Below are 25,650 nucleotides of genomic sequence, written 5' to 3' on the forward strand. Positions count from 1 at the left end.
CCGGGGATCGGTGTGACGGTGGCCCACCCGGGGGACGGAGGGCCGCCACCGGCCGGGGTGGGCGTCGGCAAGGGCTGGCGGAACGTTCCCGCAAGCCATTGCCGACGCGTCGGAGACCCTGCTTGACTCACCTGCCGATAGGCGCAGTTGACGAGATGTGGGCGCGGCGCTCCCGCCGTACGAGCCGTTCGACGGCCCCCTCGGGAGCTGGCCACAGGTGAAAGGAGCCCCCATGACCACCGAGATCGACGTCCTCGTCCTCGGAGGCGCCGGGGTGGACACGATCGTGTACGTCCCCGAGCTGCCGCTTCCGTTCGCCGACAGCTACATGATCCGGCCCGGTATCGAGACGAGGGCCGGTCAGAGCGGGGACTTCGTCGCCCTCGGCGTCCACGCGCTGGGCCTGCGCGCGCACCACATCGACATGATCGGCGACGACCACGAGGGTGAGCTGGTCCGCGCCCTGCACCGTGACCGCGGCATCCCGCTCACGGATGTCCTTCAGCCCGCCGGCACCAAGCGTGCGGTGAACCTCGTGGACCGAGAGGGACGGCGGCTGTCGCTCTACGACGTGAGCCGCTCGCGGGAGGGGGACCGGCTGCCCGAGGAGACCGTCCGGGCGCTGGCCGGAGCGAGTCGCCATGCGCACGTCGTCGTCACCCACCCGTGCGCCCACACCCTGCCCGCACTGCGGGAGTCCGGGGTGACCCTCTCGACCGACCTGCACGACTGGGACGGCGAGAACCCGTACCACGAGCCGTTCGCCCACGCCGCCGACCTCGTGTTCCTGTCCACCACCGCGCTTTCCGACCCGGAGCGGACCATGCGGCGGATCGTCGAGCGGGGCGGGGCCGAGGTGGTCGTCGCCACCGCCGGAGCCGACGGCGCGTACCTGCTGGCGGACGACGAGGTGACCCACATCCCGGCGGTCACGCCCCCGGCCGCGGTCGTGGACTCGAACGGCGCCGGCGACGCTTTCGCCGCCGGCTTCCTCCTCGGCCGGCTGACCGGCGAGCCCCCGCACCGCTGCGCCCTGTACGGCGCGGTCGCCGGCGCCCACGCCTGCACCGTGCCGTCGACGCGGGCGGACGCCATCAGCCGCGACGAACTCCTGACCCGCGTCAAGGAGTTGGAACGCGGCGGCGCCCGCCCGCCGTACGGCCCACCTCAGTGATCGTGAACCGAATCAGTCGCCGCGATCTTCTTCCACGACTTCGGCTGAGCAGGAACCTCGGAAGAAGTTCCGTCCGTCCCCGCGGCCCGGGCGATCGACGCGCCCTGCGCCGCGGGCGCCCCCGGCTTCGACGGCTCGAACAGCCAGGTGTCGAAGAGCGAGCCGAGTGACTGGCCGGACACCTCCTCCGCGTACTTCTGGAAGTCGGCGACAGACGCGTTCCCGTACGCGTGCTTGCTCGGCCAGCCCTTCAGGATGGCGAAGAACGCGTCGTCCCCGATCTCGTTGCGCAGCGCCTGAATGGCCAGCGCTCCCCGGTCGTAGACCGCGATGTCGAACTGGTTCTCAGGACCCGGATCGCCGGGTGCGACCGTCCAGAAGGCGTCGTCCGCCGGGTGCAGCGCGTACACGTAGTCCGCGAGTTCCTGCGTCGTCCCCTCACCCTCGTGCTCGGACCAGAGCCACTGCGCGTACCGCGCGAAGCCCTCGTTGATCCAGATGTCCTTCCACCCGGCGACGGACACCTCGTCCCCGTACCACTGGTGGGCCAGCTCGTGGACGACGACGGACACGTTCGAGCCGTTCGCGAACTGGCGCGGGCTGTAGAACGGCCGCGTCTGCGTCTCCAGCGCGTACCCGGTGTTGGTGTTCGGGACGTACCCGCCGAGCGCGTTGAAGGGGTACGGGCCGAAGTACTCGGTGAGGAAGTCGGCGACCTCACCGGTGCGCTCGATGCTCGCCCGCACCGCCCCGGCGTTGTCACCGAGATCCTTGCTGTACGCGTTGATGATCGGGATACCGCTCTCGGTCGTCCCGGTGGTGATGTCGAACTTGCCCACCGCGAGCGTCGCGAGATACGTCGCCTGCGGCTTGTTGGACCGCCAGTTGTAGCGCGTCCAGCCCAGCTTCGAGCTGGTCGACTGGAGCGTGCCGTTGGAGATCGCCTGCGTGCCGTCGGGCACATTGACCGAGATGTCGTACGTCGCCTTGTCCAGCGGGTGGTCATTGCTGGGGAACCACCACGCCGCCGACTCGGGCTCGTTCGCGCCGACGCCGCCGTCCGGAGTGCGGTGCCAGCTGGTGAACCCGTACGCGGTCTTCGACGACGGCACACCGCTGTAGCGCACCACGATGGTGACGGACTTGCCCTTGGCCAGCGGGGTCTTCGGGGTGACCTGAAGTTCCTCCTCGCCGGAGGTGGCGAACGACGCCTTCACGCCGTTGACCCGCACCTCGCTCACATCGAGCAGAAAGTCCAGATTGAAGCGTGAGAGATCCTGCGTGGTGGTCGCCAGGAGGGTTGCCGTGCCCTCCAGTTCATCGGTCTGCGGCTGGTACTGGAGGCGCAGATCGTAGTGCGAGACGTCGTAGCCGCCGTTGCCGTAGTCCGGGTAGTAGGGGTCGCCGATGCCCGGCGCTCCGGGGGAGTAACTGGCCGCCGATGCCGGGATCGCCAGCAGGAAGGAGGCCGCGAGAGCGCCCGGGGCGATGAGTCTGCGGTGCACGTCAAGCTCCAAGTCGTAGGGCCGTGAAGTCTGTTCGGAGCCTATTCAGTCGCTATGGCCCCGGTCATGTCCACGGCCACCCCTGTCACACGATCGCCATTCGGCCGTCATGAGCAATCCCGCCCCAGAGTCCTTTCACAGTCCCTCTTTTGCACGGGAGTTGACCCGGGGTACCTTCCGCGCATGCCGATACGTGCGCGCCGTATGCGCTTCACCACCTGGAGATCGCTCGCGACGGCGGCCACGGCCGCCCTGATGGCAACCCTGCTGACCCCGGTCGTTGCACACAGCGCCCCACTGGAGAGCACCCCGATCTACTCGTACGACAACGCGATCCGCGAATCCGTGTGGGTGGACACCGGTCTCGACGGCGACAGCGACGGGAAGACCGACCGTGTCGCCGTCGACATCGTCCGGCCCCGCGAACTCGCCGCGTCGGGCCGCAAGATACCCGTGATCATGGACGCCAGCCCCTACTACTCCTGCTGCGGACGCGGCAACGAGAGCCAGAAGAAGACGTACGACGCGAACGGCAACGTCGTCCAGATGCCGCTGTTCTACGACAACTACTTCGTGCCCCGCGGCTACGCCTTCGTCGGCGTCGACCTGGCAGGCACCAACCGCTCCGACGGCTGTGTGGACGTGGGAGGCCGCTCCGACATCCAGTCCGCGAAGGCGGTCGTCGACTGGCTGAACGGCCGGGCCAAGGCCTACACATCCCGTACGGGCACCACCACATCGAAGGCCACCTGGACCAACGGCAAGACCGGCATGATCGGCAAGAGCTGGGACGGCACCATCGCCAACGGCGTCGCCGCGACCGGTGTCAAGGGCCTCGAGACCATCGTGCCGATCAGCGCCATCTCCTCCTGGTACGACTACTACTTCAGCGAAGGCGCCCCGCTGTACGACTCCGGCCCGGACTGGCTCTCCGACTACGTCGACAGCCCCGACGCCCGCGCCAAGTGCGCCGCGGTCCAGCAGAAGATCGTCGACGGGGCACCGCGCACCGGCGACTGGACCTCGTTCTGGACCGAGCGCGACTACGTGAAGGACGCGAGCAAGGTCAAGGCGAGCGTCTTCCTGATCCACGGCGCTCAGGACCTCAACGTCCGTACCCAGCACGTCGGTCCGTGGTGGGACGCCCTCGCCGAGAACGGTGTGGACCGCAAGCTCTGGATCTCGCAGACCGGCCATGTCGACCCCTTCGACTTCCGCCGCGCCGAGTGGGTCGACACCCTGCACCGCTGGTTCGACCACGAACTCCTCGGCTACGACAACGGCATCGACGACGAGCCGATGGCCGACATCGAGCGCCACCCCGACCAGTGGGTGACCTCCAGCGTCTGGCCGCCCCGCGGCACCGACACGACGACCCTCCGCCCGGCCACGGGCTCCGCGGTGGGCGTCGGCACCCTCGGACTGGCCAAAGGCTCCGGCGCCGAGTCCTTCACCGACAACCCGCAGCTGAGCGAGACCGACTGGGCCGCGTACATCGACCAGTCGACTCCTGAGAAGGCCGGCTTCGTCACTCAGCCGCTGGCCAAGGACCTGCGGCTGTCCGGCTCGTCCAAGGTGACGGTCACAGCCACCCCGACGACCTCAACGGCCCATCTCAGCGCGGTACTTGTCGACCTCGGCCCGGACACCATCCGCGACTACGCCGCCTCGGGCGAGGGCATCAGCACGCTCACCGACCGCACCTGCTGGGGCCCGAGCACGACCGGCGACAGCTCCTGCTTCAAGGTGACCCAGTCGAAGAACGCGGACGTCGACTACACGGTCTTCAGCCGCGGCTGGGCCGACCTCGGCAACTACGCCTCGGTGGCGAAGGGTGTCCCGCTCACGCCCGGCAAGGCGTACACGATCACCCTCGACCTGGCCTTCACCGACCACGTCGTCCCCAAGGGCCACCGGCTCGCCCTCATCGTCGCGGGCACCGACAAGGACCTCATCGACCCGCCGTCCACCACCCCGACCCTGACGCTCGACCTGGCCCGCACCTCGGCCAAGCTCCCGCTGGTCGGCGGCGCCAAGGCCTTTGCCAAGGCGACGACGGGTTCCGCCGCGGCTCCGAGCGCCGCCGTCCTGGACGGCGTACGCGACCCGCGCACCGCCCCCCGAGTCCCGGGAGAGAGCAGTTGACCGGCTTACACATCCGCGCCCTGGCCGTGGCGGTCTCCGCCACGGCCCTGGCCGTGCCCCTGCTGACCGCACCCGCGTACGCGGCTCAGACCCCGCCGCGCACCGGCTTCGAGCAGACCAACGGCGCCCGCTGGACCAGCCAGCCCGAGGAACAGGACTTCCTGGCGGCCGTCGACAAGGCGAGCGACCGGGTCTCCGTGTCCGGGACCGGCACGACCAAGCAGGGCCGTCCGCTCCAGCTCGTCCGCGTCGGCGCCGAACGCGCGGCCACCACCGTGCTCCTGGTGTGCAGCCAGCACGGCGACGAGCCGTCCGGGCGCGAGGCCTGCCTCACCACGATCCGCGACCTGGCGTACACGAAGGACCAGCGCACCCTGCGCTTCCTGAAGACGACCACCCTGCTCGTCGTGCCCACCGCCAACCCGGACGGCCGCGCCGCCGACACCCGTGGGAACAGCGACGGCGTCGACATCAACCGCGACCACCTCGCCCTGCAGACCGCCGAGGCACGCGCGACGGCGGCGGTCCTGCGCGACCGCAAGCCCGACGTCGTCTACGACCTGCACGAGTACGGCGCCACGCCTCCGTACTACGACAAGGACCTCTTCGACCTCTGGCCGCGCAACCTCAACACGGCCACGGCAGTGCACGACGAGGCGCAGACCCTGTCCCTCAACTACGTACGGCCCGCCGCCCAGGACGAGGGGTACTCGACGGGCACGTACGGCATCTGGACCGACCCCGTGACCGGCGACCCGATCCAGCAGGTGGCGGGGGACGGCCAGGAACGCATCCTGCGGAACATGTCGGGCGTCAAACACTCCGCGGGACTCCTCATCGAGAGCCGGGTCGACCCCCTCACGGACGCCGAGAAGGCGGACCCGGCCCTCAACAACCGCCGTCGCGTCGACTCCCAACTGGCCGCACTCGGCGGCCTGTTCACCTTCACCGGTGAGCGCCGCGCACAGCTGGAGACGGCCACCTCGGCGGCCCGGCTCACGGGCTATCTGGACAGCGGCCCGGTCTACCTCGGCGGCGCCGACAACGACCCCGCCGAACCGTCCGAGGTGATCCAGGACCCGCCCTGCGGCTACCGGCTCACGGCGGACCAGTACACGGACCTGCGCGACGAGCTGAGCCTGCACGGCGTCCGCGTGCAACGCGAGGGCGACGGCGTACTCGTACCGCTGCGCCAGTCCCTGCGCGCGCTCGTGCCGCTGCTCCTAGACGAGCGCGCGCCGTACCATCTCACGGCCGGGGAGCCCGACACCGACTGCTGAGACGCTGAGCACGGCCGCATCTGTGATAGGGCGTATGGGGCAATAACTCCCATACGCCCTATCGTGAAAGGTGCCGCCCATGACGGGGCAAGAAGAAGAGACGGCTCACGGCGGGCGAACCGATCGCGTGGTGTTCGGCGTCACCGCCGTGCTCACCGTGGCCTTCGTGATCTGGGGTTCGGTCGCGACCGACTCCCTGGAAAGCGCCTCCACCACGATGCTCAACGGCCTGATCCACAACGGTGGTTGGGCGTTCATGCTGGCCGCCTCCTGCTTCGTGGTCTTCGCGCTCTGGCTGGCGATCAGCCGCTACGGCAAGATCCACCTCGGCGCCGAGGGCGAGGAGCCCGAGTTCCGCACGGTGTCCTGGGTCGCGATGATGTTCAGCGCCGGCATGGGAATCGGCCTGATGTTCTACGGCGTGAGCGAGCCGCTGGCGCACTACATCACGCCCCCGCCGGGCACCACGCCCGCCGACTCCGGTGAACGCATGGAGACGGCGATGGCCACGACCCTCTTCCACTGGACGCTGCACCCCTGGGCGATCTACGCGGTGGTCGGCCTCGGCATCGCCTACAGCACCTTCCGCAAGCGCCGGCGCCAGACCATCAGCGCCGTCTTCACACCGCTCATCGGCGAGCGGCACGCGAACGGCGCCTGGGGCCGGGTGATCGACATCCTGGCGATCGTCGCCACCGTCTTCGGCTCCGCGGCCTCACTGGGTCTGGGCGCGCTCCAGATCGGCTCCGGGTTCACGGAGCTGGACTGGATGGACAAGGTGAGCAACGGCCTGCTCGTCGCGATCATCGCTGTGCTGACGGTGGCGTTCGTGGCCTCGGCCGTCTCCGGCGTCGAGAAGGGCATCCAGTGGCTGTCCAACATCAACATGGTCCTTGCGCTGGTCCTCGCCGTCTTCGTGTTCATCGCGGGACCGACCATCATCGTCCTCGACCTGCTGCCCACCTCGATCTTCGCCTACCTCGGTGACCTGCCCCAGCTCGCCGGCCGCACCGAGGCGAGCGGCGGCGAGGGCGTCGCGGAGTGGCTGGGCAACTGGACCGTCTTCTACTGGGCGTGGTGGATCTCCTGGACGCCGTTCGTCGGTATGTTCATCGCCCGCATCAGCCGCGGCCGCACCATCCGCCAGTTCGTCGGCGGCGTGATCCTCGTCCCCAGCAGCGTCAGCCTGGTCTGGTTTGCGGTCTTCGGCGGTACGGCGATGAAGCTGAAGGAGACCGGACACCTCGCCGGTGAATCGACGCCCGAGGGCCAGCTCTTCGGTGTACTGGCCGAGTTCCCCATCGCCACCGCCACCAGCCTCCTCGTGATGATCCTGGTCGGCATCTTCTTCGTCTCGGGAGCGGACGCGGCGTCCATCGTGATGGGCACGCTCTCCCAGAAGGGCGCGCTCGAACCGGGCCGGTTCGTCGTGGTGTTCTGGGGTGTCCTGACCGGCGCGGTCGCCGCCATCATGCTGCTCGTCGGCAGCGGCCAGGGCGATGCCCTCACCGGCCTGCAGAACCTCACGATCCTCGCCGCCGCGCCCTTCGTCATCGTCATGATCGGCATGTGTGTCGCACTCCTGCGCGACCTGCGCAAGGACCCGCTCATCGTCAGGGGGGAGATGGCTTCCGAGGCCGTCGAACTCGCCGTGATCGAGGGGCACAAGCAGTACGACGGCGACTTCGAGATCACCATCGGTCCCGGGCCCGGTACGGACACGGTGGGGGACCCGCTGGGGCACGACCACGGATGACAGCCCGGTGAGCCCGGTGGGGTCAGTGGGACCGGTGAGACCACAGAGGACCGTCAGCGGGAGGCGAGCGCCGCCGCCTCCCGCGCGCATCCCCACGCCACCGTGACACCCCCACCGCCGTGACCGTAGTTGTGCACCAACACCCGCCCGTCCGGCCGCAGTTCACGCTCCAGACGGACCGCCCCGCGCACCGGCCGCAGCCCCACCCGGTGGCCGAGGACCCGCGCCCCGGCGACCTCGGGTCGCAGCGCCGCACACCGATCGACGATCTCGGCGGCCGTGGCCGGGTCGGGCGTCAGCGACCAGTCGTCCTCGTCGGTGGTGCCGCCCAGGACCAGCCGGTCCGGCTGCGGGAAGAGATATGTGGTCGTCCCGGCGTCCGCGTCGCTCGACACGAGCCAGGTGGTGAGCCCGGGGTTCTCCACGATCACGAGCTGCCCCCGCACGGGCCGTACGGCCGGATCCGGTACGAGTTCGCGGGCTCCGAGCCCCGTGCAGTTGACGACGACCGGTGCCGCCGCCTCCGCGAGGTCGGTCACCGGACGGACCTCGAACACCCCTCCGGCCCGCCGGAACCGCTCACGCAGCCACCGCAGATGCACGGGCATGTCCAGCAGCGGCAGCCGGGCCCACATGCCCGTCCCCGCGTATTCCGCGGCCGTCGAGGCGCGCAGCCCCGGTATCCGGTCGGCCGCCCACGTGGCCTCGTCCAGTCGCGACTCGCCCATTACGCCCTCGACTGTGCGTACGCCCGTCTCCTCGGGCCGCGCCGCCAACTCCTCGTACACGGAGAGTGATTGGAGAGCCCAGTCGCGGGCGAGTGCCTCCGGTTCGATGCGGTACGGCCACCAGAGCGCGCCCGCAACCGCCGAGGTGGTCCCCTCGGCGGGCTCCCGCGCCCACACCCGTACGCGCCTGCCGCTCTCGGCCAGAACAACGGCCGTCGTCAGCCCGATGACACCACTGCCGACCACGATCACATCGTCGTCTCGCTCGCTCTCCACCCGGGGACGGTAGCGGAATATGTCATGCCGTGCTCAGATCACTCCCAGTCTGGGGATACTCACAGCATGTCTGCCGAGTACGCGACCTTTGGCCTGGCACCGGCGATGCGTGCCGGGGGAGTCCTCGCCAACGGTGACTACCAAGTGCACCGGGACTTCGTCGACTTCATCGTCGACGGCCGCCCGCTGCTTTTCCAGCTCTCCGACCTCGACGCCGTCTCCCCACTCGCCTCCGACGTACCACCCGCGATCTTCACCGCCCAGGTGCGCAGCCTCCTGCTGGAGGCCGACGCTCCGCTCGTGGGCGGCCGGTACGTCATCTACGGCTGCCCCGAGTGCGAGGGTCTCGAATGCGGCGCCGTCACCGCCGTCATCGAGAAGGCCGGCGACGACTACGTGTGGCGCGACTTCGCCTGGCAGACCGACGAGCTGCCCGACCTGGAGCTCAACGGCTACCACGGGATAGGACCGTTCCGCTTCCACGGCGCCGAGTACCGCAGCGCCCTCAACTCCCTGCTGAACAGCGATGCCGGACCCCGCCGCCGGGTCCTCCTCATCGGCGCCCGCGTCGCCGTCCTCGCCAAGCTCGCCGCCGCCCTGCGCACCATCGGTATCGGCGCCGACATCACCCGGGACGCCACGGACGTTCCGGCCGACGAACTCCGTGCGTACGGCGCGGTGGCCTTCGGCCGAGCCGTGGGCGAGGAGGAACGTGCCGCCGTACGACGGTCCTTCGGCCGCGCGGGCGTCGACGTGACGTATGTCGAAGGCCTCGCCCCCATCATTCCGCTCCTCGTCGCCCAGATAGAACACGCCTTGGACCGCAGCCCGCGCGAGCTGCGCAGGCTCACACGCCTGGTCGCCGCCGACGGCGAGGCGGGCATCGAGGTCACCTCGACCTGCCGTGTCCAGCTGACGGCGTACCGACTCGACCGCCTGTACCGCACCCACGCGCAGGAGGTCTTCGACGGGGTCCTGGAGGCGGGCAGACACCGGCTCGCGCTGGACGCCAGGGCCGTGCGGGGCGAGTCCTTCATCGTCGCGCGTACGTCGGGGAGTGTGCTGGTGGAGGCGATGGTCCACTGAGGGCGGCCTGGGGAACCGGGGGTGGTGGCCCACCGAAAACCCGGGCGATGGGAGGAGGGCCGGGCCGTTAGGATCGGCCATCTGATGACTGCCACCCTCGTCGCCAAGAATCTCGCCGCCGGACATGGCGACCGCTCCCTCTTCGCCGGGCTCGACCTCGTCGTCGCGCCCGGCGACGTGATCGGGCTGGTCGGTGCCAACGGCGCGGGCAAGTCCACCCTGCTCCGACTGCTCGCCGGGCTCCTCGCGCCGGAACAGGGCGAGCTGCGGCTCTCCCCGCCGTCCGCGACCGTCGGACATCTGCCGCAGGAACCGGAGCGCCGGGAGGGCGAGTCCGTACGGGACTTCCTCGCGCGCCGCACGGGCGTGGCCGAGGCCCAGCGCGTGATGGACGAGGCCACCCAGGCGCTCGTCGACGGCGCGCCGGGCGCGGACGACGCCTACTCCACCAGCCTGGAGCGCTGGCTCGACCTCGGCGGCGCCGACCTCGACGAGCGAGCCGAGGAGGTCACCGGCTCCCTCGGGCTCGGCGTCGGCCTCGACCAGCTGATGACCTCCCTGTCCGGCGGCCAGGCGGCCCGCGCCGGACTCGCCTCCCTCCTGCTCTCCCGCTACGACGTGTTCCTCCTCGACGAGCCGACCAACGACCTGGATCTGGACGGCCTGGAGAGGCTGGAGCGATTCGTGAGCGGCCTGCGCGCGGGCACCGTCGTCGTCAGCCACGACCGGGAGTTCCTGACCCGGACGGTCACCAAGGTGCTCGAACTCGACCTGGTGCAACAGCAGATCACGCTGTACGGCGGCGGGTACGAGGCATACCTGGAGGAGCGCGACACCGCGCGCCGGCACGCCCGCGAGGACTTCGACGAGTACGCCGACAAGCGGTCGGCGCTCGAGGGGCGCGCCCAGATGCAGCGCGGCTGGATGGACAAGGGCGTGAAGAACGCCCGGCGCAAGGCGGGCAACGACAACGACAAGATCGGCCGCAAGTTCCGCAGCGAGGCCAGCGAGAAGCAGGCCTCGAAGGCGCGGCAGACCCAGCGCATGATCGAACGCCTCGACGTCGTCGATGAGCCACGCAAGGAGTGGGAACTGCGGATGGAGATCGCGTCGGCCCCGCGCTCCGGCGCGGTCGTTGCCACGCTGCGTGACGCATCGATGCGTCGCGGTGACTTCACCTTCGGACCGGCGACGCTGCAGATCGACTGGGCGGATCGCGTCGCGGTCACCGGTGCGAACGGCGCGGGCAAGTCCACGCTCCTGGGCGCTCTGCTCGGCCGGGTCCCGCTGGACGCCGGACAGGCCGCCCTCGGCCCCGGGGTCGTCGTCGGCGAGGTCGACCAGGCCCGCAAGCTCTTCCTCGGTGGCGAGTCCCTGCTCGACGCGTTCTGCGCGGCCGTCCCCGACACCGAGCCCGCCGAAGTCCGCACCCTCCTCGCCAAGTTCGGCCTCAAGTCCCACCACGTGCTCCGCCCCGCGGCCACCCTCTCCCCGGGCGAGCGCACCCGCTCCGCCCTGGCCCTCCTCCAGGGCCGAGGCGTCAACCTCCTCGTCCTGGACGAGCCGACCAACCACCTCGACCTCCCCGCGATCGAGCAACTGGAGTCGGCCCTCGACTCCTACGAGGGCACGCTGCTCCTGGTCACGCACGACCGCCGCATGCTCGACGCCGTCCATACGACGCGACGGCTGGAGGTGGCAGGGGGCAAGGTGACGGAGCGCTAGCGCCGGGGCCGCGGGCTTTTTTCGCCCCCTCCGCCCCTACCCGTCCCGTTTCTGGGGGCTGCCGCCCCCAGACCCCCGCTTCGCGCTGAACGCGCTCGTCCTCAAACGCCGGACGGGCTGAGAATCCTCAGCCCTCCGGCGTTTGAGGAGCGGGGTCTGGGGCGGAGCCCCAGGAACAAGGGCAGGGCAGGGGCGGAGGGGGCGAAAACCCTCAGCCCCGCCCCGCCCAGGATCCCTCAGCCCCGCCCCCGCCCAGGATCCGTCAACCCCGCCCGCCGCAACGCATCCGCCATAGCACTGTTCGCAGGCGCCGCCGCCTGTCGCGGCCCCCCGCCGGAGCGCCCCTGCCCTTGACGCGGGGACTGCTGTTGCCGCTGCTGGGGCGCCCGCCCGCCACGCTGGGGCCTCCCGCCCCCCTGCTGCTCCCCCTGAGGCACCGCCTCGTCGTCCAACCGCAGCGTCAGCGAAACCCGCTTCCGCGGAATGTCGACCTCAAGCACCTTCACCTTGACGATGTCTCCGGGCTTCACCACATCCCGAGGGTCCTTGACGAAGGTCTTGGACATGGCGGAGACATGCACAAGCCCGTCCTGGTGGACGCCCACATCCACGAACGCCCCGAAGGCGGCGACATTGGTGACGACGCCCTCCAGCACCATCCCGGACACCAGGTCGGAGAGCTTCTCGACACCGTCCTTGAACGTCGCCGTCTTGAACGCCGGCCGGGGGTCACGCCCCGGCTTCTCCAGCTCCTTGAGGATGTCGGTCACGGTCGGCAGACCGAACGTCTCGTCCACGAAGTCGTCTGCCTTGAGCGACCGCAGCACACCGGTGTTGCCGATCAGCGAAGCGACTTCGTTGCCGGCCGTCTTCACCATACGCCGCACCACGGGGTAGGCCTCGGGGTGCACGCTGGACGCGTCCAGCGGATCGTCCCCGCCCCGGATCCGCAGGAAGCCCGCGCACTGCTCGTACGCCTTCGGGCCGAGCCGGGCCACCTTCTTGAGGGCGGTGCGGGACCGGAAGGGACCGTTCGCGTCGCGGTGCGACACGATGTTCTCGGCGAGCCCGGAGGTGATGCCGGAGACCCGGGAGAGCAGCGGCGCCGACGCGGTGTTCACGTCCACACCCACGCCGTTCACACAGTCCTCGACCACCGCGTCCAGCGACCGGGACAGCTTCACCTCGGACAGGTCGTGCTGGTACTGACCGACCCCGATGGACTTCGGGTCGATCTTCACCAGCTCGGCGAGCGGGTCCTGGAGCCGGCGTGCGATGGACACGGCGCCGCGCAGCGACACGTCCATGTCGGGCAGCTCCTGCGAGGCGAACGCGGACGCGGAGTACACCGACGCCCCGGCCTCGGAGACCATCACCTTGGTGAGGTTCAACTCCGGGTGCTTGGTGATGAGTTCTCCGGCGAGCTTGTCGGTCTCGCGGGACGCCGTGCCGTTGCCGATCGCGATCAGCTCGACCGCGTGCTCCTTGGCGAGCCGTGCGATCTTGGCGATGGCCTCGTCCCACTTGTTGGCCGGGACGTGCGGGTAGATGACGTCCGTGGCGACGACCTTGCCCGTCGCGTCGACCACGGCGACCTTCACGCCGGTACGGAACCCCGGGTCGAGACCCAGCGTCGCGCGCGTGCCCGCCGGGGCGGCGAGCAGCAGGTCCCGCAGGTTCGACGCGAACACGTTGACCGCCTCGTCCTCCGCGGCCGTCCGCAGCCGCAGCCGCAGGTCGATGCCGAGGTGCACGAGAAGGCGGGTGCGCCAGGCCCAACGGACCGTGTCCGTCAGCCACTTGTCGGCGGGGCGGCCACGGTCGGCGATCCCGAAACGGTGGGCGACGATCCCCTCGTAGGAGGAAGGACCGGGCTGTTCGGACGGCTCCTCGGGCTCCAGGACGAGGTCGAGGACGTCCTCCTTCTCGCCGCGCAGCATGGCGAGGACGCGGTGCGAGGGCAGCGCCTTGAAGGGCTCGGCGAAGTCGAAGTAGTCGGCGAACTTCGCGCCGGCCTCCTCCTTGCCCTCCCGCACCTTGGCCACGAGCCGTCCGCGCACCCACATGCGCTCACGCAGCTCGCCGACCAGGTCGGCGTCCTCGGAGAACCGCTCGGTGAGGATCGACCGGGCGCCGTCCAGCGCGGCCTGCGAATCGGCGACACCCTTGTCGGCGTCGACGAAGGCCGCCGCGGCGGCGAGCGGATCGACCGACGCGTCGCTGAGCAGCCCCTCGGCCAGCGGCTCCAGGCCCGCCTCGCGCGCGATCTGCGCCTTCGTGCGGCGCTTCGGCTTGAACGGCAGGTAGATGTCCTCGAGGCGCGCCTTCGTCTCGGCGCCCCGGATCTGCGCCTCGATCTCCGCGGTGAGCTTGTCCTGTTCGCGGACCGATTCGAGGATCGCGGTGCGCCGCTCCTCCAGCTCCCGCAGATAGCGCAGCCGCTCCTCAAGGGTGCGCAGCTGCGCATCGTCGAGCATCTCGGTCGCTTCCTTGCGGTAGCGGGCGATGAAGGGCACCGTCGAACCGCCGTCGAGCAAGTCGACGGCGGCCTTGACCTGCCGCTCCCGTACGCCGAGCTCCTCGGCGATCCTGCCTTCGATGGACCCTACGAGGGGTGTCGTCACGATCCCGTACCGCCTTCTCCACTGGGTTGCGCGGCAATTGTGGCAGGTGACACCGACAACGGTGGATCAGGGCGGCACCGGAACAGAGACCGGGCCCGAAAACGGACACCGGGGACGGGATTCCTCAGGTCCTGCGGCTCCGCCCGGAGTGTGAAGCGCCCCCGAACAGCCGTGCCAGTGCACGGAACGGCAGCGTGACGACCGTGGCGATGGCCGAGCCGATCTGCCGCAGGACGTCTGCGATCGCGCGGAACATGTGACTCCCCTTTCGTCTCCGGACCCGTGTGGCCAGGAGACTTACGGGTACCTCATCCCTTGCCGATCATGCCTTCCGGGAACGCACCGGCGGCGAATGCCGTCAGCAGCGGCTTCTTCGCCAGCTCCGTGAGCCGCTCCACGCCCTCCGCGCCGAGATGCTCGTACGGCGCACGGTCCAGCCGGTCCGTCCGCGCCTCGATCTCCTTGCGGAAGGCCTCTCCCGCTTCGGTCAGTTCACCCTCGGCGTCGAGCAGCCCGCGCTCCCGCAGCCGCAGGACCGCCGCCTCCCAGTCCGTACGCGACCAGCCGCGCGTGCCCAGCGCCCACTTCGGGGTCATGCCCCTGCCGGTCGCGGTGTGACTCACCAGGGCCTCGACCGGGCCGAGTTCGGCTTCGAGCAGCGCCGCGAGGTGGCCGTCGCCGCGGTGCTCACGCAGCAGTGTGGCCGCGTGGTAGAGGGCGAGGTGCGGCTCCTCGGGGACCGGCAGGTCCGCGTGGGCGGCGTACAGCGGGCGTGCGCTCCTGGTGCAGGCCTCGGCTGCCCGCAACCCGAGCTCAGCCGCCTCGGCCAGCTCCTTGGACGTGACGGCCTCATCGCCGAGCAGCCGGCGCAGCGTCGCGTCGATGGCACGCTCGCGCGCCGCGAGAACGGTCTCCGGAGAGGCCGCCTGCCACACCGCGGGAACGTGCTTGGCCACCAGGTCGTGGCTGAAGTTGTAGAACGTCGCCGTCACCGTGCCCGGGCCCACCGCGCCCATGGCCGCCGCCCGCGTCGCGAAGTACGCGCCGTCGCTGTCCTCGATCCCGACCGAGGCCAGTTCCCGGCCCAGATCGGGCGAGAAGTACAGCGTCGCCGCGATCGAATTGAGGACGTTGTGGCAGCGCCGCCCGGCGCGTTCCGGCAGGGGAGTGGTCATAACCGGCACATTACCGACTGGTTGGTACGGCGGGAATGGTGGGATCCCGGATGGCAGGAAAGGTGGGCTGTTCGTCATTGCGGACATCGCCCGGCACGCCAACAATCGAGGACATGCGAACCGTCCTGGTCGTCCTTTTCGACGCTGTGCAGAGCCTCGACGTCACGGGTCCCGTGGAGGTCTTCGCGGGAGCCGAGACCCAGCGGGCGGGCTCGTACAGCATCCGCACCGCCTCCCTGGACGGCGCCCCGGTGCGAACCTCCAGCGGACTCACCCTCGCCCCGGACCACGCACTCACCGACGCATCCACCCCGCACACCCTGCTCGTCCCCGGCGGCGCGGGCAGCCGGCGCCCCGACCCCCGCCTGACCGACTGGCTGCGCGAGCACGGCCCGCGCGCCGACCGTCTGGTCTCGGTCTGCACCGGCGCCGTGCTGCTCGCGCGGGCGGGCCTCCTGGACGGCCGCCGCGCGACGACCCACTGGGCGTACTGCGACAAGCTCGCCCGCGACCACCCGGCGGTCGAGGTCGACCCGGACCCCATCTACGTACGCGACGGACATGTCTCCACCTCGGCGGGTGTCACCTCCGGTATCGACCTGGCCCTCGCGCTCGTCGAGGAGGACCTAGGCCGCGAGGTCGCGCTCACCGTCGCGCGCCACCTGGTTGTCTTCCTCCGGCGCCCGGGCAACCAGGCCCAGTTCAGCGCCCAGCTGGCCGCCCAGACCGCCCACCGGGAACCCCTGCGCGAGGTCCAGCAGTGGATCTCCGAGCATCCCGGCGCGGACCTGAGCGTCGGCTCCCTCGCCGCCCGCGCCCGGCTCTCGCCCCGCCACTTCGCCCGCGCCTTCCAGACCGAGACCGGCGTGACACCCGGCCGCTATGTCGACCGGGTCCGCCTCGAACACGCCCGCCGCCTCCTGGAGGACACCAGTGACGGCATCGAGGAGATCTCCCGCACCTGCGGCTACGGCACCGCGGAGGCGATGCGCCGCGCCTTCGTCAGAACCCTCGGCGCGGCACCGGCCGAGTACCGCCGCCGCTTCCGCCCGGCGACCGCCCACTGAAGGGAAACTCCATGCAGATCGCCATCGTGCTCTTCGACCGCTTCACCGCCCTCGACGCCGTCGGCCCGTACGAGATCCTCAGCCGCCTGCCGGATGCGGAGACCGTCTTCGTCGCCGAGCGGACCGGCCCCGTCCGCGCCGACACCGGATTCCTCGCGCTCACCGCGGACAGGACCCTCGCCGAGGTGCCCCGCCCCGACATCTTGGTCGTTCCCGGCGGCCCGGGCCAGCACGAGCAGATGGACAACGAGCCCCTGCTGGACTGGCTGCGCACTGCCGACGAGACCAGCACCTGGACGACGTCCGTGTGCACCGGCTCCCTGCTGCTCGCCGCCGCCGGCCTGCTCAACGGCCGCCGCGCGAGTTCGCACTGGCTGGCCCTCGACCAGCTCGCGCGCTTCGACGCCGAGCCCACGAGTGAGCGAGTCGTCTTCGACGGCAAGTACGTCACCGCCGCCGGCGTCTCTGCCGGAATCGACATGGCCCTCACCCTGGTCGGCCGGATCGCGGGAGACGACCACGCCCGCACCGTACAGCTCGCGTCGGAGTACGACCCGCAGCCGCCCTATGACGCCGGGTCGCCGCAGAAGGCGCCCGCGCACCTCGTCGAGAGACTCCGCTCCAGAAGCCGCTTCATCCTGAAGTAGGCACGGTCCAGGAGAAGTGCGGCGCCCGGCGCTCAAGGAAGGCGGCGACCCCCTCCGCGGTGTCGCGGCTGCCCCGCGCCCGCTCCGTCCAGTACGCGTCCCGGTCCTGGCGCCCGTTGGCGAACTCCTTGGCCGCCGCCTGCGTCAGGAGTGAGCGTGTGGCCAGCAGACGCGTGAACTCGCCGACGCGCTTGCCGAGTTCACCCGCGGGCAGCACCTCGTCCACGAAACCCGTGCGCAGGGCCCGCTCCGAGTCGATCAACTCGCCCGAGAACAGCAGGTACTTGGCGGTCGCTGGACCCACCAGTGACACCAACCGCCGTGTGGAGGACGACGGGTAGACGATCCCGAGCTTCGCCGGAGTCACCCCGATGGCCGAACCCTCCTCCGCGAACCGCAGATCGCAGGCCGCCGCGAGCTGGGACCCGCCGCCCACGCAGTACCCGCGGATCGCCGCGAGCGTCGGCTTCGGGAACGCCGCGAGCGCTTCCTCGGCGAGCACCGCCAGCCCCTGTGCCTCGTCCGGCGAGCTCCGCAGCGTAGAGATGTCGGCCCCGGCGCAGAACGTGTCGCCCTCACCGGTGAGCACCAGCGCGTGGACACCGGCGTCAGCGGTCAACTCGTCGAGCAGGGACGGCAACGCCCGCCACATGCCGGCCGTCATGGCATTGCGCTTGGCCGGGTGGTGGATGACGACGGTGGCGACCCCGTCGGTGACGCTGTGCTGCAGCTGCGGCTCCATGAACCGGATGCTATCCACAGCGGGTCACCGCACCGTCCGGAACGAATCGGACGAGCCCGGCGTCAAACCCGTACAACCCGAACAGATCCCGAAGTTGGCACAACAGGGACAGGAACAGTCCCTCAACTGACCGTGTCATACGCCGACGATCAGAAGCCGTCGATAGTCGCTGACTTCTGTTCAGTTATCCGGTACGGACCTGCCCCCTATCAACACTCATTGCGTGGTGACAATCGAGCGCAAGGGCGGCGACCGGACGATGGACGACCTCGGGCGGGGGTCCGACCCGAGCCCTGGGGGTGGCGGGGAGATGCCTCCCGACGGGAGACCTCCCGGCCCGCTTCCGTACGAGGGAGTGTGGCGGTTCACCGCCCCGGCTGTCGACGCCTCGGTTCCGCAGGCGCGGCACGCGGTGCGGGATCTGCTGGTCCGCCAAGGGGTGCCGGTCTCGGACGAGCTCGTCCAGGGGCTCCTGCTGATCGTCTCCGAACTGGTCACCAACGCGGTCCGGCACGCGGCGCTCCTCTCGCCGGTGCTGGCCGTGGAGGTCGCCGTCGGCGCCGAGTGGGTGCGGGTGTCCGTGGAGGACAACCACCCCTACCGCCCGACCGCCCTGGAGGCCGACCACGGGCAGACCGGCGGACGGGGCCTGCTGCTCGTACGGGAGATCACCCGGGAGTCGGGCGGCGTGTGCGACGTCGAGCACACGTCGGGCGGCGGCAAGGTGATCTGGGCCGCCCTGCCGCTCATCCCGAGTGTGGTCTGACTCAGGGCGCCGCTCACCAGCCGGCGGACGGGCCCGTCAGTTCCCTGACCGCCGGACGCGCCGCGTCCAGGACCGTCATGAACCACGAGGAGAAGGTCTCCTTGGCGTGGCGCTCCGCCAGCTCGGCGGCGCTCACGAAGGCCGTCGCCTCGACCTCTCCCGGGTCGGGGCGCAGCGATGACTGCACCATCCCGACGAAGAGATGGTTGTACTCCTGCTCCACCAGGCCCGAGTCCGGGTCCGGGTGGTTGTACCGGACCGTGCCCGCCTCGGCGAGCAGCGAGGGGGAGACGCCCAGCTCCTCGTACGTCCGCCGGGCAGCCGCCGCGAAGGGCGCCTCGCCGGGGTAGGGGTGGCCGCAGCAGGTGTTGGACCAGACGCCGGGGGAGTGGTACTTGCCGAGGGCGCGCTGCTGGAGCAGCATCCGCCCGCGCTCGTCGAAGAGGAACACCGAGAACGCCCGGTGGAGCTGGCCCGGCGCCTGGTGGGCGGCGAGCTTCTCCGCCGTACCGATCGTGTTGCCGTCCTCGTCGACCAGTTCCAGCAAGATCGCTTCAACGGTGCCGTTCGACGAACTGTGCGTCGCGGTGGCAGGTGTGATCGGCATACCCATCCTTCGCATCGGTCTTCAAGCCTCAAGTCTGCCGTACGAAACCGGCACTCCCGGCACCTCTCGGCTCCCCGCATGTCCCGTTCCGGGAGCCCGGAAGGGGGCGCGCGGGCCGACGTACGTCACACACCGAAGGCGCCGGATACCAGATCGTGCCCGGTCTCACGGACCAGGAACCGTCCGGGGCAGGGGCCGTCAGGTGTTCGGGCGGCACGTCGAATCCGGGCCGGATGCGTTACGCCGAAACAGGCGGACTGCGTACCGCGTGTACCACCCGGACGGCGGCCGGTCCGTCTCACCACGGTCGTACGCCGAGGGGTCGCCGACGTCGAAAGGCGACGGGTCGGTGACGTCGACCGGCGGTGGGTCAGTGGTGTCGAAAGGCGACTGGTCAGTGGCACAGCTTCGCCTCGTGCTCCGCGTGTCCGCTCGGCTCCAGCTGGAAGGTGCAGTGCTCGACGTCGAAGTGGTCGCCGAGGCAGACCTGGAGTTCGTGGAGCATTTTCTCGTGGCCGATGGCGTTCAGGACGTCCGAGCTGACGACCACATGGACGGAGAGCACCGGCATACCGGAGGTGATGGTCCAGGCGTGCAGGTCGTGGATGTCCTCCACGCCCGGCAGCGCCAGGAGGTGTGCGCGCACCTCCGCCATGTCGACGTCCTTGGGAGCCGCCTCCAGGAGCACATTGAGCGTCTCCTGGAGCAGCTTCCAGGTGCGTGGCACGATCATGAGGCTGATGGCGATGGAGGCGATCGGGTCGGCGGCCTGCCAGCCCGAGGTCATGATGACGACGGCGGAGATCAGCACCGCCACCGAACCCAGCGCGTCCGCCGCGACCTCCAGGAACGCGCCGCGCACGTTCAGGCTGTCCTTCTGCCCGCGCATCAGCAGCATGAGCGAGATCATGTTCGCGACCAGGCCGATCAGACCGAACACGACGGTCAGACCGCCCGAGGTGTCGGCGGGCGTCATGAAGCGCTGGATTGCCTCGTACAGGACGTAGCCGCCGACGCCGAGCAGCAGCAGGCAGTTCGCGAGGGCGGCGAGGATCTCGGCCCGCGCGTACCCGAAGGTGCGGTTCCCGGTGGGCGGGAGGTTGGCGAAATGGATGGCGAGCAGGGCCATGCCGAGGCCCAGCGCGTCCGTCGCCATATGGGCCGAGTCCGCGATGAGCGCGAGTGAGTCGGCGAGCAGACCGCCCACGATCTCGACGACCATGACGGTGAGCGTGATCGACAGCGCGATGCGCAGCCTTCCGCGGTACGCCGCTGCCGCCGTACCCGTGGTGGGAGCGGCGTGCGCGTGCCCGTGATCGTGCCCAGCCCCCATGGAAGCCGCCTTCCTCTTCGCTGCCCTGAAGCACAGTGGATTTCGCTGCCCTGATCACAGTGAACTACGGGCAGGGGGTATCGGGCAACGCGGCACTGAACACCGTTGTCATATGCTCTGACCTGCGGAAACGATGTGCAGGTCAGAGCATCGACAAGATCACCGGGCCGGTGTCCGGGAGCGCTGCGTCTGCCACCCCGCCACGCCGACCCCACCATCTCGCGTACCCCTCGCCGTGCGGTCCGGCCCAGCTCGCGCACGGCCCGCTCGGCCGAGGCGACCGCGCACGGCGCGTCACCGGGGCAGCGCCCGCCTGACGGCGAGGAAGCGCTTGGCGCCCGCCTCGGCCACCACCTCCCGCCGATGCGGCTGGACGCGCGAAGGTCCGTACCAGCATGTCGGAAATACGGCGATATGATGGCACGGTTTGTGGCCCGGACCCCCTGATGATGATCGCGTCGGAGGCAACAAGGCAGATCTGGTTGATCAGACCTGAACGATCGGTGAACAACTGCTTCCATTCATCCGGTACCCTCTGCCGACACGCCGCCCGGACCAGCCTCTGGGCGCCCACATCAAGCACACGCCCGGCGCCAGGCCGCGTCGGCCACCCAGGGAGTGAGTTCGCTGTCGACCGCCATCCTCACCGGTCAGCCGGTCCCCGGATCGTCGCTCGAAGGCGATCTGCGGTCGCTCGGCTTCGACGTGCGGCTCGCCCACGACGCCGGTGATGCCGGGACACTCCTGGCCGCCGTGCCGGCCGACCAGCGGGTCGCCGTGGTCGACACCCGCTTCATGGGACACGTGCACGCACTGCGCCTCGGCCTCACGGACCCGCGCTTCCCCGTTGCCGCACTGCCCGGCGCCGTCTCCGTGCAGCCCGCCGCACGCCGGGCGCTGACCGGGGCGATCGCCCGGGAGAGCTCCACCGCGGGCGGCGTCGCCATAGCCACGGACAACCTCGCCGACCGCATCACCACGACCCTCGACGCCGACGGCGTGGACGTGCACCGCCCCGAGCTCGGCACGCTCGTCGCCGCCGTCCCGGCCGACCCGCAGGAACGCAACGAGGTCCGGCAGGCCGTCTCCGCCGTCGACGACGAGGCTGTACGACTGCGCAGCGCCGTGAAGGCCCGCGACGGCTTCTTCACGACGTACTGCATCAGCCCGTACTCGCGCTACATAGCCCGCTGGTGCGCCCGCCGCGGCCTCACCCCCAACCAGGTGACGACCGCCTCACTCCTCACCGCCCTGATAGCCGCGGGCTGCGCCGCCACCGGCACCCGCGCCGGCTTCGTCGCCGCCGGCCTGCTGCTCCTCTTCTCCTTCGTCCTGGACTGCACGGACGGACAGCTCGCCCGCTACTCCCTTCAGTACTCCACCCTCGGCGCCTGGCTCGACGCGACCTTCGACCGCGCCAAGGAGTACGCCTACTACGCGGGCCTCGCCCTCGGAGCCGCCCGCGCCGGCGATGACGTATGGGCACTCGCCCTGGGCGCGATGGTCCTGCAGACCTGCCGTCACGTCGTCGACTTCTCCTTCAACGAGGCGAATCACGACGCCACCGCGCTCGGTACGTTGTCGCCGGCCAGCCCCACCGCGGCCCTTTCCGGCAGGCTCGACAGCGTCGGCTGGACCGTCTGGCTGCGCCGCATGATCGTCCTGCCCATCGGCGAACGCTGGGCGATGATCGCCGTCCTCACCGCGCTGACGACACCGCGCATCACCTTCTACGCGCTGCTCACCGGCTGCGCCTTCGCGGCGACGTACACGACGGCGGGCCGCGTCCTGCGCTCCCTCACCCGCAAGGCCCAACGCACCGACCGTGCTGCCAAGGCCCTCGCCGACCTCACCGACTCGGGGCCGCCGGCGGAGCTGCTGACCCGCTTCACTCGTGGGGTTCAGCGCGGTGGTCCGGCGTACGTCGCCTTTGCCGCCGGAGCCCTCGTCGTGCTCGGCGCCGCGCTCGCCCCGTACGGCAGCTGGTGGCCCGTCCTGGGCGCCGTGATCTACGTGCTTCTGTCGCCCGCGGCCCTTGCCCGGCCCCTCAAGGGCGCCCTCGACTGGCTGGTCCCGCCGATCTACCGGGCGGCCGAATACGGCACCGTTCTGGTACTCGCAGTTAAAGCAGAGGTAAACGGAGCACTTCCTGCAGCTTTCGGCCTGGTGGCCGCTGTCGCCTACCATCACTACGACACGGTGTACCGCATTCGCGGCAACGCCGGCGCACCGCCGCACTGGCTGGTGCGGGCGATCGGCGGGCACGAAGGCAGGACGCTGCTGGTCGTCGTTCTCGCCGCGCTGCTCACTGCCGAGCAGTTCAAGGTCGCGCTCACGGCCCTCGCTGCGGCCGTGGCCCTGCTGGTGCTCGTCGAGAGCATCCGCTTCTGGGTGACCGCTCATTTGGGCGGCGCACCCGCCGTACACGATGAAGGAGAACCCGCATGATCGGCCTCGTGCTGGCGGCCGGCGCCGGCCGCCGTCTGCGCCCCTACACGGACAGCCTGCCCAAGGCTCTCGTGCCGGTGGGCCCTGCGGGTGTGGAGGACAGCATCACGGTTCTGGACCTGACCCTCGGCAACTTCGCGGAGATCGGTCTGACCGAGGTCGGCATCATCGTCGGCTACCGCAAGGAAGCCGTGTACGAGCGCCAGGCGGCCCTTGAGGAGAAGTACGGCCTCAAGCTCACCCTCATCGACAACGACAAGGCCGAGGAGTGGAACAACGCCTACTCCCTGTGGTGCGGCCGTGACGCCCTCAGGGGCGGGGTGATCCTCGCCAACGGCGACACCGTGCACCCGGTCTCCGTCGAGAAGACGCTGCTCGCCGCCCGCGGCGGCGGCAAGAAGATCATCCTCGCCCTCGACACGGTGAAGAAGCTCGCCGACGAGGAGATGAAGGTCGTCGTGGACCCCGATCAGGGCGTCCGGAAGATCACCAAGCTCATGGAGCCCGCCGAGGCCACCGGCGAGTACATCGGCGTCACCCTGATCGAGGGCGCGGCCGCCGACGAACTGGCCGACGCCCTGAAGACGGTGTGGGAGACCGACCCGCAGCAGTTCTACGAGCACGGCTACCAGGAGCTCGTCAACCGCGGCTTCCAGATCGACGTCGCGCCGATCGGGGACGTCCCGTGGGTCGAGATAGACAACCACGACGACCTCGCCAAGGGACGTGAGATCGCGTGCCGGTACTGACGAGGCTCATACCCTCGCCGGTCGTCGTCGACATCCGTCCCGGTGCCCTGGACGACCTGGCGGGCGTGCTGTCCGACGAGCGGATCTCGCACTCCGGGAAGCTCGCCGTCGCGGTGAGCGGCGGCTCCGGAGCCAAGCTGCGCGAACGGCTCGCTCCGGATCTGCCGGGCGCTACCTGGTACGAGGTCGACGGCGGCACCCTCGACGACGCGATCGAGCTGGCCGGCGCCATGAAGGCCGGACACTATGACGCGGTCGTGGGTCTGGGCGGCGGCAAGATCATCGACTGCGCGAAGTTCGCCGCGGCACGCATCGGCCTCCCCCTGGTCGCGGTGCCCACGAACCTCGCGCACGACGGCCTGTGCTCGCCGGTCGCGACGCTCGACAACGACGCCGGGCGCGGTTCGTACGGTGTGCCGAACCCCATCGCGGTCGTCATCGACCTCGATGTGATCCGGGAGGCCCCCGCGCGCTTCGTGCGCGCCGGCATCGGCGACGCCGTTTCCAACATCTCCGCGATCGCCGACTGGGAACTGGCGAATCGTGTCAACGGCGAGCGGATCGACGGCCTTGCCGCCGCGATGGCACGTCAGGCCGGTGAGGCCGTGCTGCGGCACCCCGGCGGCATCGGCGACAACAGCTTCCTCCAGGTGCTCGCCGAGGCCCTGGTCCTCAGCGGTGTCGCCATGTCGGTGTCGGGCGACTCGCGCCCCTCCTCCGGCGCGTGTCACGAGATCAACCACGCCTTCGACCTCCTCTTCCCCAAGCGGGCGGCGAGCCACGGCGAGCAGTGCGGCCTGGGCGCGGCCTTCGCGATGTATGTGCGGGGGGCGCACGAGGAGTCGGCGTACATGGCCGAGGTGCTCCACCGGCACGGGCTGCCGGTGACACCGGAGGAGATCGGCTTCACCGTCGACGAGTTCTGCCAGGTCGTGGAGTTCGCTCCGCAGACCAGGCCCGGCCGCTACACGATCCTCGAACACCTAGACCTGAAAACCCACCAGATCAAGGACATCTACGCCGACTATGCCAAGGCCATCAGTAGCTGAACTCCGCCCCGTCGTTCACCCCACAGGGGTGAAGGACCGGCGCAGCGGTGAGCACTGGGCGGGACGCCTGTACATGCGAGAGATCTCGCTGCGGGTGGACCCGTTCCTGGTCAACTCCAGGATCACGCCCAACCAGCTCACCTATCTGATGGTCGTCGCGGGTGTCCTCGCCGGTGCCGCGCTGCTCGTGCCGGGCCTGACCGGGGCGCTGCTCGGCGCGATCCTGATCCAGCTCTACCTGCTGCTCGACTGCGTCGACGGTGAGATAGCCCGCTGGCGCAAGCAGACCTCGATCACCGGCGTCTACCTGGACCGCATCGGCCACTACCTCTCCGAGGCGGCCCTCCTCGTGGGCTTCGGCCTGCGCGGCGCGGACCTTTGGGACGGCTCCGGGAGCCCCGAGTGGCTGTGGGCCTTCGTGGGCACCCTTGCGGCCCTCGGCGCGATCCTGATCAAGGCCGAGACCGACCTGGTCGACGTGGCGCGGGCCCGCAGCGGCCTGCCCGCGGTCAAGGACGAGGCGTCCACGCCGCTCTCCTCGCGGCTGGCCCTGGCCCGCCGGGCAGCCGCGGCCCTGAAATTCCACCGGCTGGTCGGCGGCGTGGAGGCCAGCCTCTTCATCCTCTTCGTCGCGGTCCTCGACCTGATCGGCGGCGACCTCTTCTGGACCCGCCTCGGCATCGCGCTGCTGGCCGGCATCGCGATCCTGCAGACCCTGCTGCACCTCGTGTCCATCCTCGCCTCGAGCAGGCTGAAGTGAGCGCGGCG

General features: G+C 70.2%; 21 protein-coding genes and 1 pseudogene. 13 read left to right on the plus strand and 9 right to left on the minus strand.

Annotated features, from left to right (window positions below):
- Positions 1 to 232: 232 nt before the first annotated feature.
- Positions 233 to 1,174, plus strand: coding sequence for an adenosine kinase (locus ACFVKT_RS01605; RefSeq protein ID WP_385726411.1), 942 nt, complete (start codon positions 233 to 235; stop codon positions 1,172 to 1,174).
- Here ACFVKT_RS01605 and ACFVKT_RS01610 read toward each other — a convergent pair.
- Positions 1,168 to 2,679, minus strand: a complete 1,512-nt coding sequence (locus ACFVKT_RS01610; RefSeq protein ID WP_385726413.1) for a M1 family metallopeptidase — start codon at positions 2,677 to 2,679, stop codon at positions 1,168 to 1,170. The two genes, ACFVKT_RS01605 and ACFVKT_RS01610, sit on opposite strands and share 7 nt — an antisense overlap.
- A 183-nt stretch (positions 2,680 to 2,862) precedes the next feature.
- On the opposite strand from ACFVKT_RS01610, the gene ACFVKT_RS01615 reads away from it, so the two are divergent.
- The 3 genes from ACFVKT_RS01615 (at position 2,863) to ACFVKT_RS01625 (ending at position 7,860) form a co-directional block, all read left to right on the plus strand.
- Positions 2,863 to 4,824 (plus strand): Xaa-Pro dipeptidyl-peptidase, encoded by a 1,962-nt coding sequence (locus ACFVKT_RS01615; protein ID WP_385726415.1) that lies wholly within the window; start codon positions 2,863 to 2,865, stop codon positions 4,822 to 4,824.
- Positions 4,821 to 6,104: a M14 family metallocarboxypeptidase gene (locus ACFVKT_RS01620; protein ID WP_385726417.1), complete on the plus strand. Its 1,284-nt coding sequence runs from the start codon at positions 4,821 to 4,823 to the stop codon at positions 6,102 to 6,104. The genes ACFVKT_RS01615 and ACFVKT_RS01620 overlap by 4 nt, the downstream gene beginning before the upstream one ends.
- Positions 6,105 to 6,183: 79 nt before the next feature.
- A complete protein-coding gene (locus tag ACFVKT_RS01625; RefSeq protein ID WP_385726419.1) occupies positions 6,184 to 7,860 on the plus strand; it encodes a BCCT family transporter in 1,677 nt (558 codons plus the stop codon).
- A 53-nt stretch (positions 7,861 to 7,913) separates the two neighbouring features.
- Here ACFVKT_RS01625 and ACFVKT_RS01630 read toward each other — a convergent pair whose 3' ends face one another.
- On the minus strand, positions 7,914 to 8,864 hold the full coding sequence (locus tag ACFVKT_RS01630; RefSeq protein ID WP_385726421.1) for an FAD-dependent oxidoreductase: 951 nt from the start codon (positions 8,862 to 8,864) through the stop codon (positions 7,914 to 7,916).
- A 66-nt stretch (positions 8,865 to 8,930) separates the two neighbouring features.
- Between ACFVKT_RS01630 and ACFVKT_RS01635 the strand changes: the two genes are divergently transcribed.
- Both ACFVKT_RS01635 and ACFVKT_RS01640 read left to right on the plus strand, forming a co-directional pair.
- A complete protein-coding gene (locus tag ACFVKT_RS01635; RefSeq protein WP_385726423.1) occupies positions 8,931 to 9,950 on the plus strand; it encodes an oxidoreductase in 1,020 nt (339 codons plus the stop codon).
- An 84-nt stretch (positions 9,951 to 10,034) separates the two neighbouring features.
- Positions 10,035 to 11,675 (plus strand): ABC-F family ATP-binding cassette domain-containing protein, encoded by a 1,641-nt coding sequence (locus tag ACFVKT_RS01640; protein ID WP_385726425.1) that lies wholly within the window; start codon positions 10,035 to 10,037, stop codon positions 11,673 to 11,675.
- Positions 11,676 to 11,911: 236 nt separating this feature from the next.
- Here ACFVKT_RS01640 and ACFVKT_RS01645 read toward each other — a convergent pair whose 3' ends face one another.
- From ACFVKT_RS01645 to ACFVKT_RS01655, 3 genes are all read right to left on the minus strand, one after another.
- Positions 11,912 to 14,299: a Tex family protein gene (locus tag ACFVKT_RS01645; RefSeq protein ID WP_385726426.1), complete on the minus strand. Its 2,388-nt coding sequence runs from the start codon at positions 14,297 to 14,299 to the stop codon at positions 11,912 to 11,914.
- A gap of 124 nt (positions 14,300 to 14,423) precedes the next feature.
- Positions 14,424 to 14,555, minus strand: coding sequence for an LPFR motif small protein (locus tag ACFVKT_RS01650; protein WP_365431326.1), 132 nt, complete (start codon positions 14,553 to 14,555; stop codon positions 14,424 to 14,426).
- A 52-nt stretch (positions 14,556 to 14,607) separates the two neighbouring features.
- Complete coding sequence (locus ACFVKT_RS01655) at positions 14,608 to 15,474, minus strand: hypothetical protein (RefSeq protein WP_385726428.1); 867 nt, start codon at positions 15,472 to 15,474, stop codon at positions 14,608 to 14,610.
- Positions 15,475 to 15,587: 113 nt separating this feature from the next.
- Here ACFVKT_RS01655 and ACFVKT_RS01660 point away from each other — a divergent pair, with 113 nt between their 5' ends.
- The gene (locus ACFVKT_RS01660) at positions 15,588 to 16,541 is read left to right on the plus strand and encodes a GlxA family transcriptional regulator (RefSeq protein WP_385726430.1); all 954 of its coding nucleotides are present in this window, start codon (positions 15,588 to 15,590) and stop codon (positions 16,539 to 16,541) included.
- A gap of 11 nt (positions 16,542 to 16,552) precedes the next feature.
- A complete protein-coding gene (locus tag ACFVKT_RS01665) occupies positions 16,553 to 17,188 on the plus strand; it encodes a DJ-1/PfpI family protein (RefSeq protein ID WP_385726432.1) in 636 nt (211 codons plus the stop codon).
- Here the strand turns inward: ACFVKT_RS01665 and ACFVKT_RS01670 are convergent.
- Entirely contained in the window at positions 17,175 to 17,930 is a 756-nt protein-coding gene (locus tag ACFVKT_RS01670) for an enoyl-CoA hydratase/isomerase family protein (RefSeq protein ID WP_385726434.1), read from the minus strand. The genes ACFVKT_RS01665 and ACFVKT_RS01670 overlap by 14 nt on opposite strands.
- Before the next feature lie 259 nt (positions 17,931 to 18,189).
- Between ACFVKT_RS01670 and ACFVKT_RS01675 the strand changes: the two genes are divergently transcribed.
- A complete protein-coding gene (locus ACFVKT_RS01675; protein WP_385728088.1) occupies positions 18,190 to 18,696 on the plus strand; it encodes an ATP-binding protein in 507 nt (168 codons plus the stop codon).
- 13 nt (positions 18,697 to 18,709) lie between these two features.
- On the opposite strand, the gene idi is transcribed toward ACFVKT_RS01675, so the two are convergent.
- The 3 genes and pseudogenes from idi to ACFVKT_RS01690 form a co-directional block, all read right to left on the minus strand.
- Positions 18,710 to 19,303 carry an isopentenyl-diphosphate Delta-isomerase gene (gene idi, locus ACFVKT_RS01680; protein ID WP_385726436.1) on the minus strand — a complete coding sequence of 198 codons (594 nt, stop codon included), beginning with the start codon at positions 19,301 to 19,303 and terminating at the stop codon, positions 18,710 to 18,712.
- 394 nt (positions 19,304 to 19,697) lie between these two features.
- Positions 19,698 to 20,636: a cation diffusion facilitator family transporter gene (locus tag ACFVKT_RS01685; protein WP_385726438.1), complete on the minus strand. Its 939-nt coding sequence runs from the start codon at positions 20,634 to 20,636 to the stop codon at positions 19,698 to 19,700.
- Between the two features lie 188 nt (positions 20,637 to 20,824).
- A pseudogene (locus ACFVKT_RS01690) lies at positions 20,825 to 20,944 on the minus strand (UDP-glucose 4-epimerase GalE); the annotation flags it as partial.
- Between the two features lie 319 nt (positions 20,945 to 21,263).
- Here ACFVKT_RS01690 and ACFVKT_RS01695 point away from each other — a divergent pair.
- Genes ACFVKT_RS01695 through ACFVKT_RS01710 form a run of 4 tightly spaced genes read left to right on the plus strand, consistent with a single transcriptional unit; the run spans position 21,264 to position 25,642 of the window.
- Positions 21,264 to 23,084 (plus strand): DUF5941 domain-containing protein, encoded by a 1,821-nt coding sequence (locus ACFVKT_RS01695; protein WP_385728090.1) that lies wholly within the window; start codon positions 21,264 to 21,266, stop codon positions 23,082 to 23,084.
- Positions 23,081 to 23,833, plus strand: a complete 753-nt coding sequence (locus ACFVKT_RS01700) for a sugar phosphate nucleotidyltransferase (protein WP_385726440.1) — start codon at positions 23,081 to 23,083, stop codon at positions 23,831 to 23,833. Before ACFVKT_RS01695 ends, ACFVKT_RS01700 begins: the two co-directional genes overlap by 4 nt.
- Positions 23,821 to 24,882, plus strand: coding sequence for an iron-containing alcohol dehydrogenase family protein (locus tag ACFVKT_RS01705; protein ID WP_385726442.1), 1,062 nt, complete (start codon positions 23,821 to 23,823; stop codon positions 24,880 to 24,882). Before ACFVKT_RS01700 ends, ACFVKT_RS01705 begins: the two co-directional genes overlap by 13 nt.
- Positions 24,860 to 25,642 carry a CDP-alcohol phosphatidyltransferase family protein gene (locus ACFVKT_RS01710; protein WP_385726444.1) on the plus strand — a complete coding sequence of 261 codons (783 nt, stop codon included), beginning with the start codon at positions 24,860 to 24,862 and terminating at the stop codon, positions 25,640 to 25,642. Before ACFVKT_RS01705 ends, ACFVKT_RS01710 begins: the two co-directional genes overlap by 23 nt.
- The last annotated feature ends 8 nt before the right edge of the window (positions 25,643 to 25,650 follow it).

Origin of the sequence: Streptomyces sp. NPDC127595, assembly GCF_042671685.1 — a bacterium.
Taxonomy (GTDB): domain Bacteria; phylum Actinomycetota; class Actinomycetes; order Streptomycetales; family Streptomycetaceae; genus Streptomyces.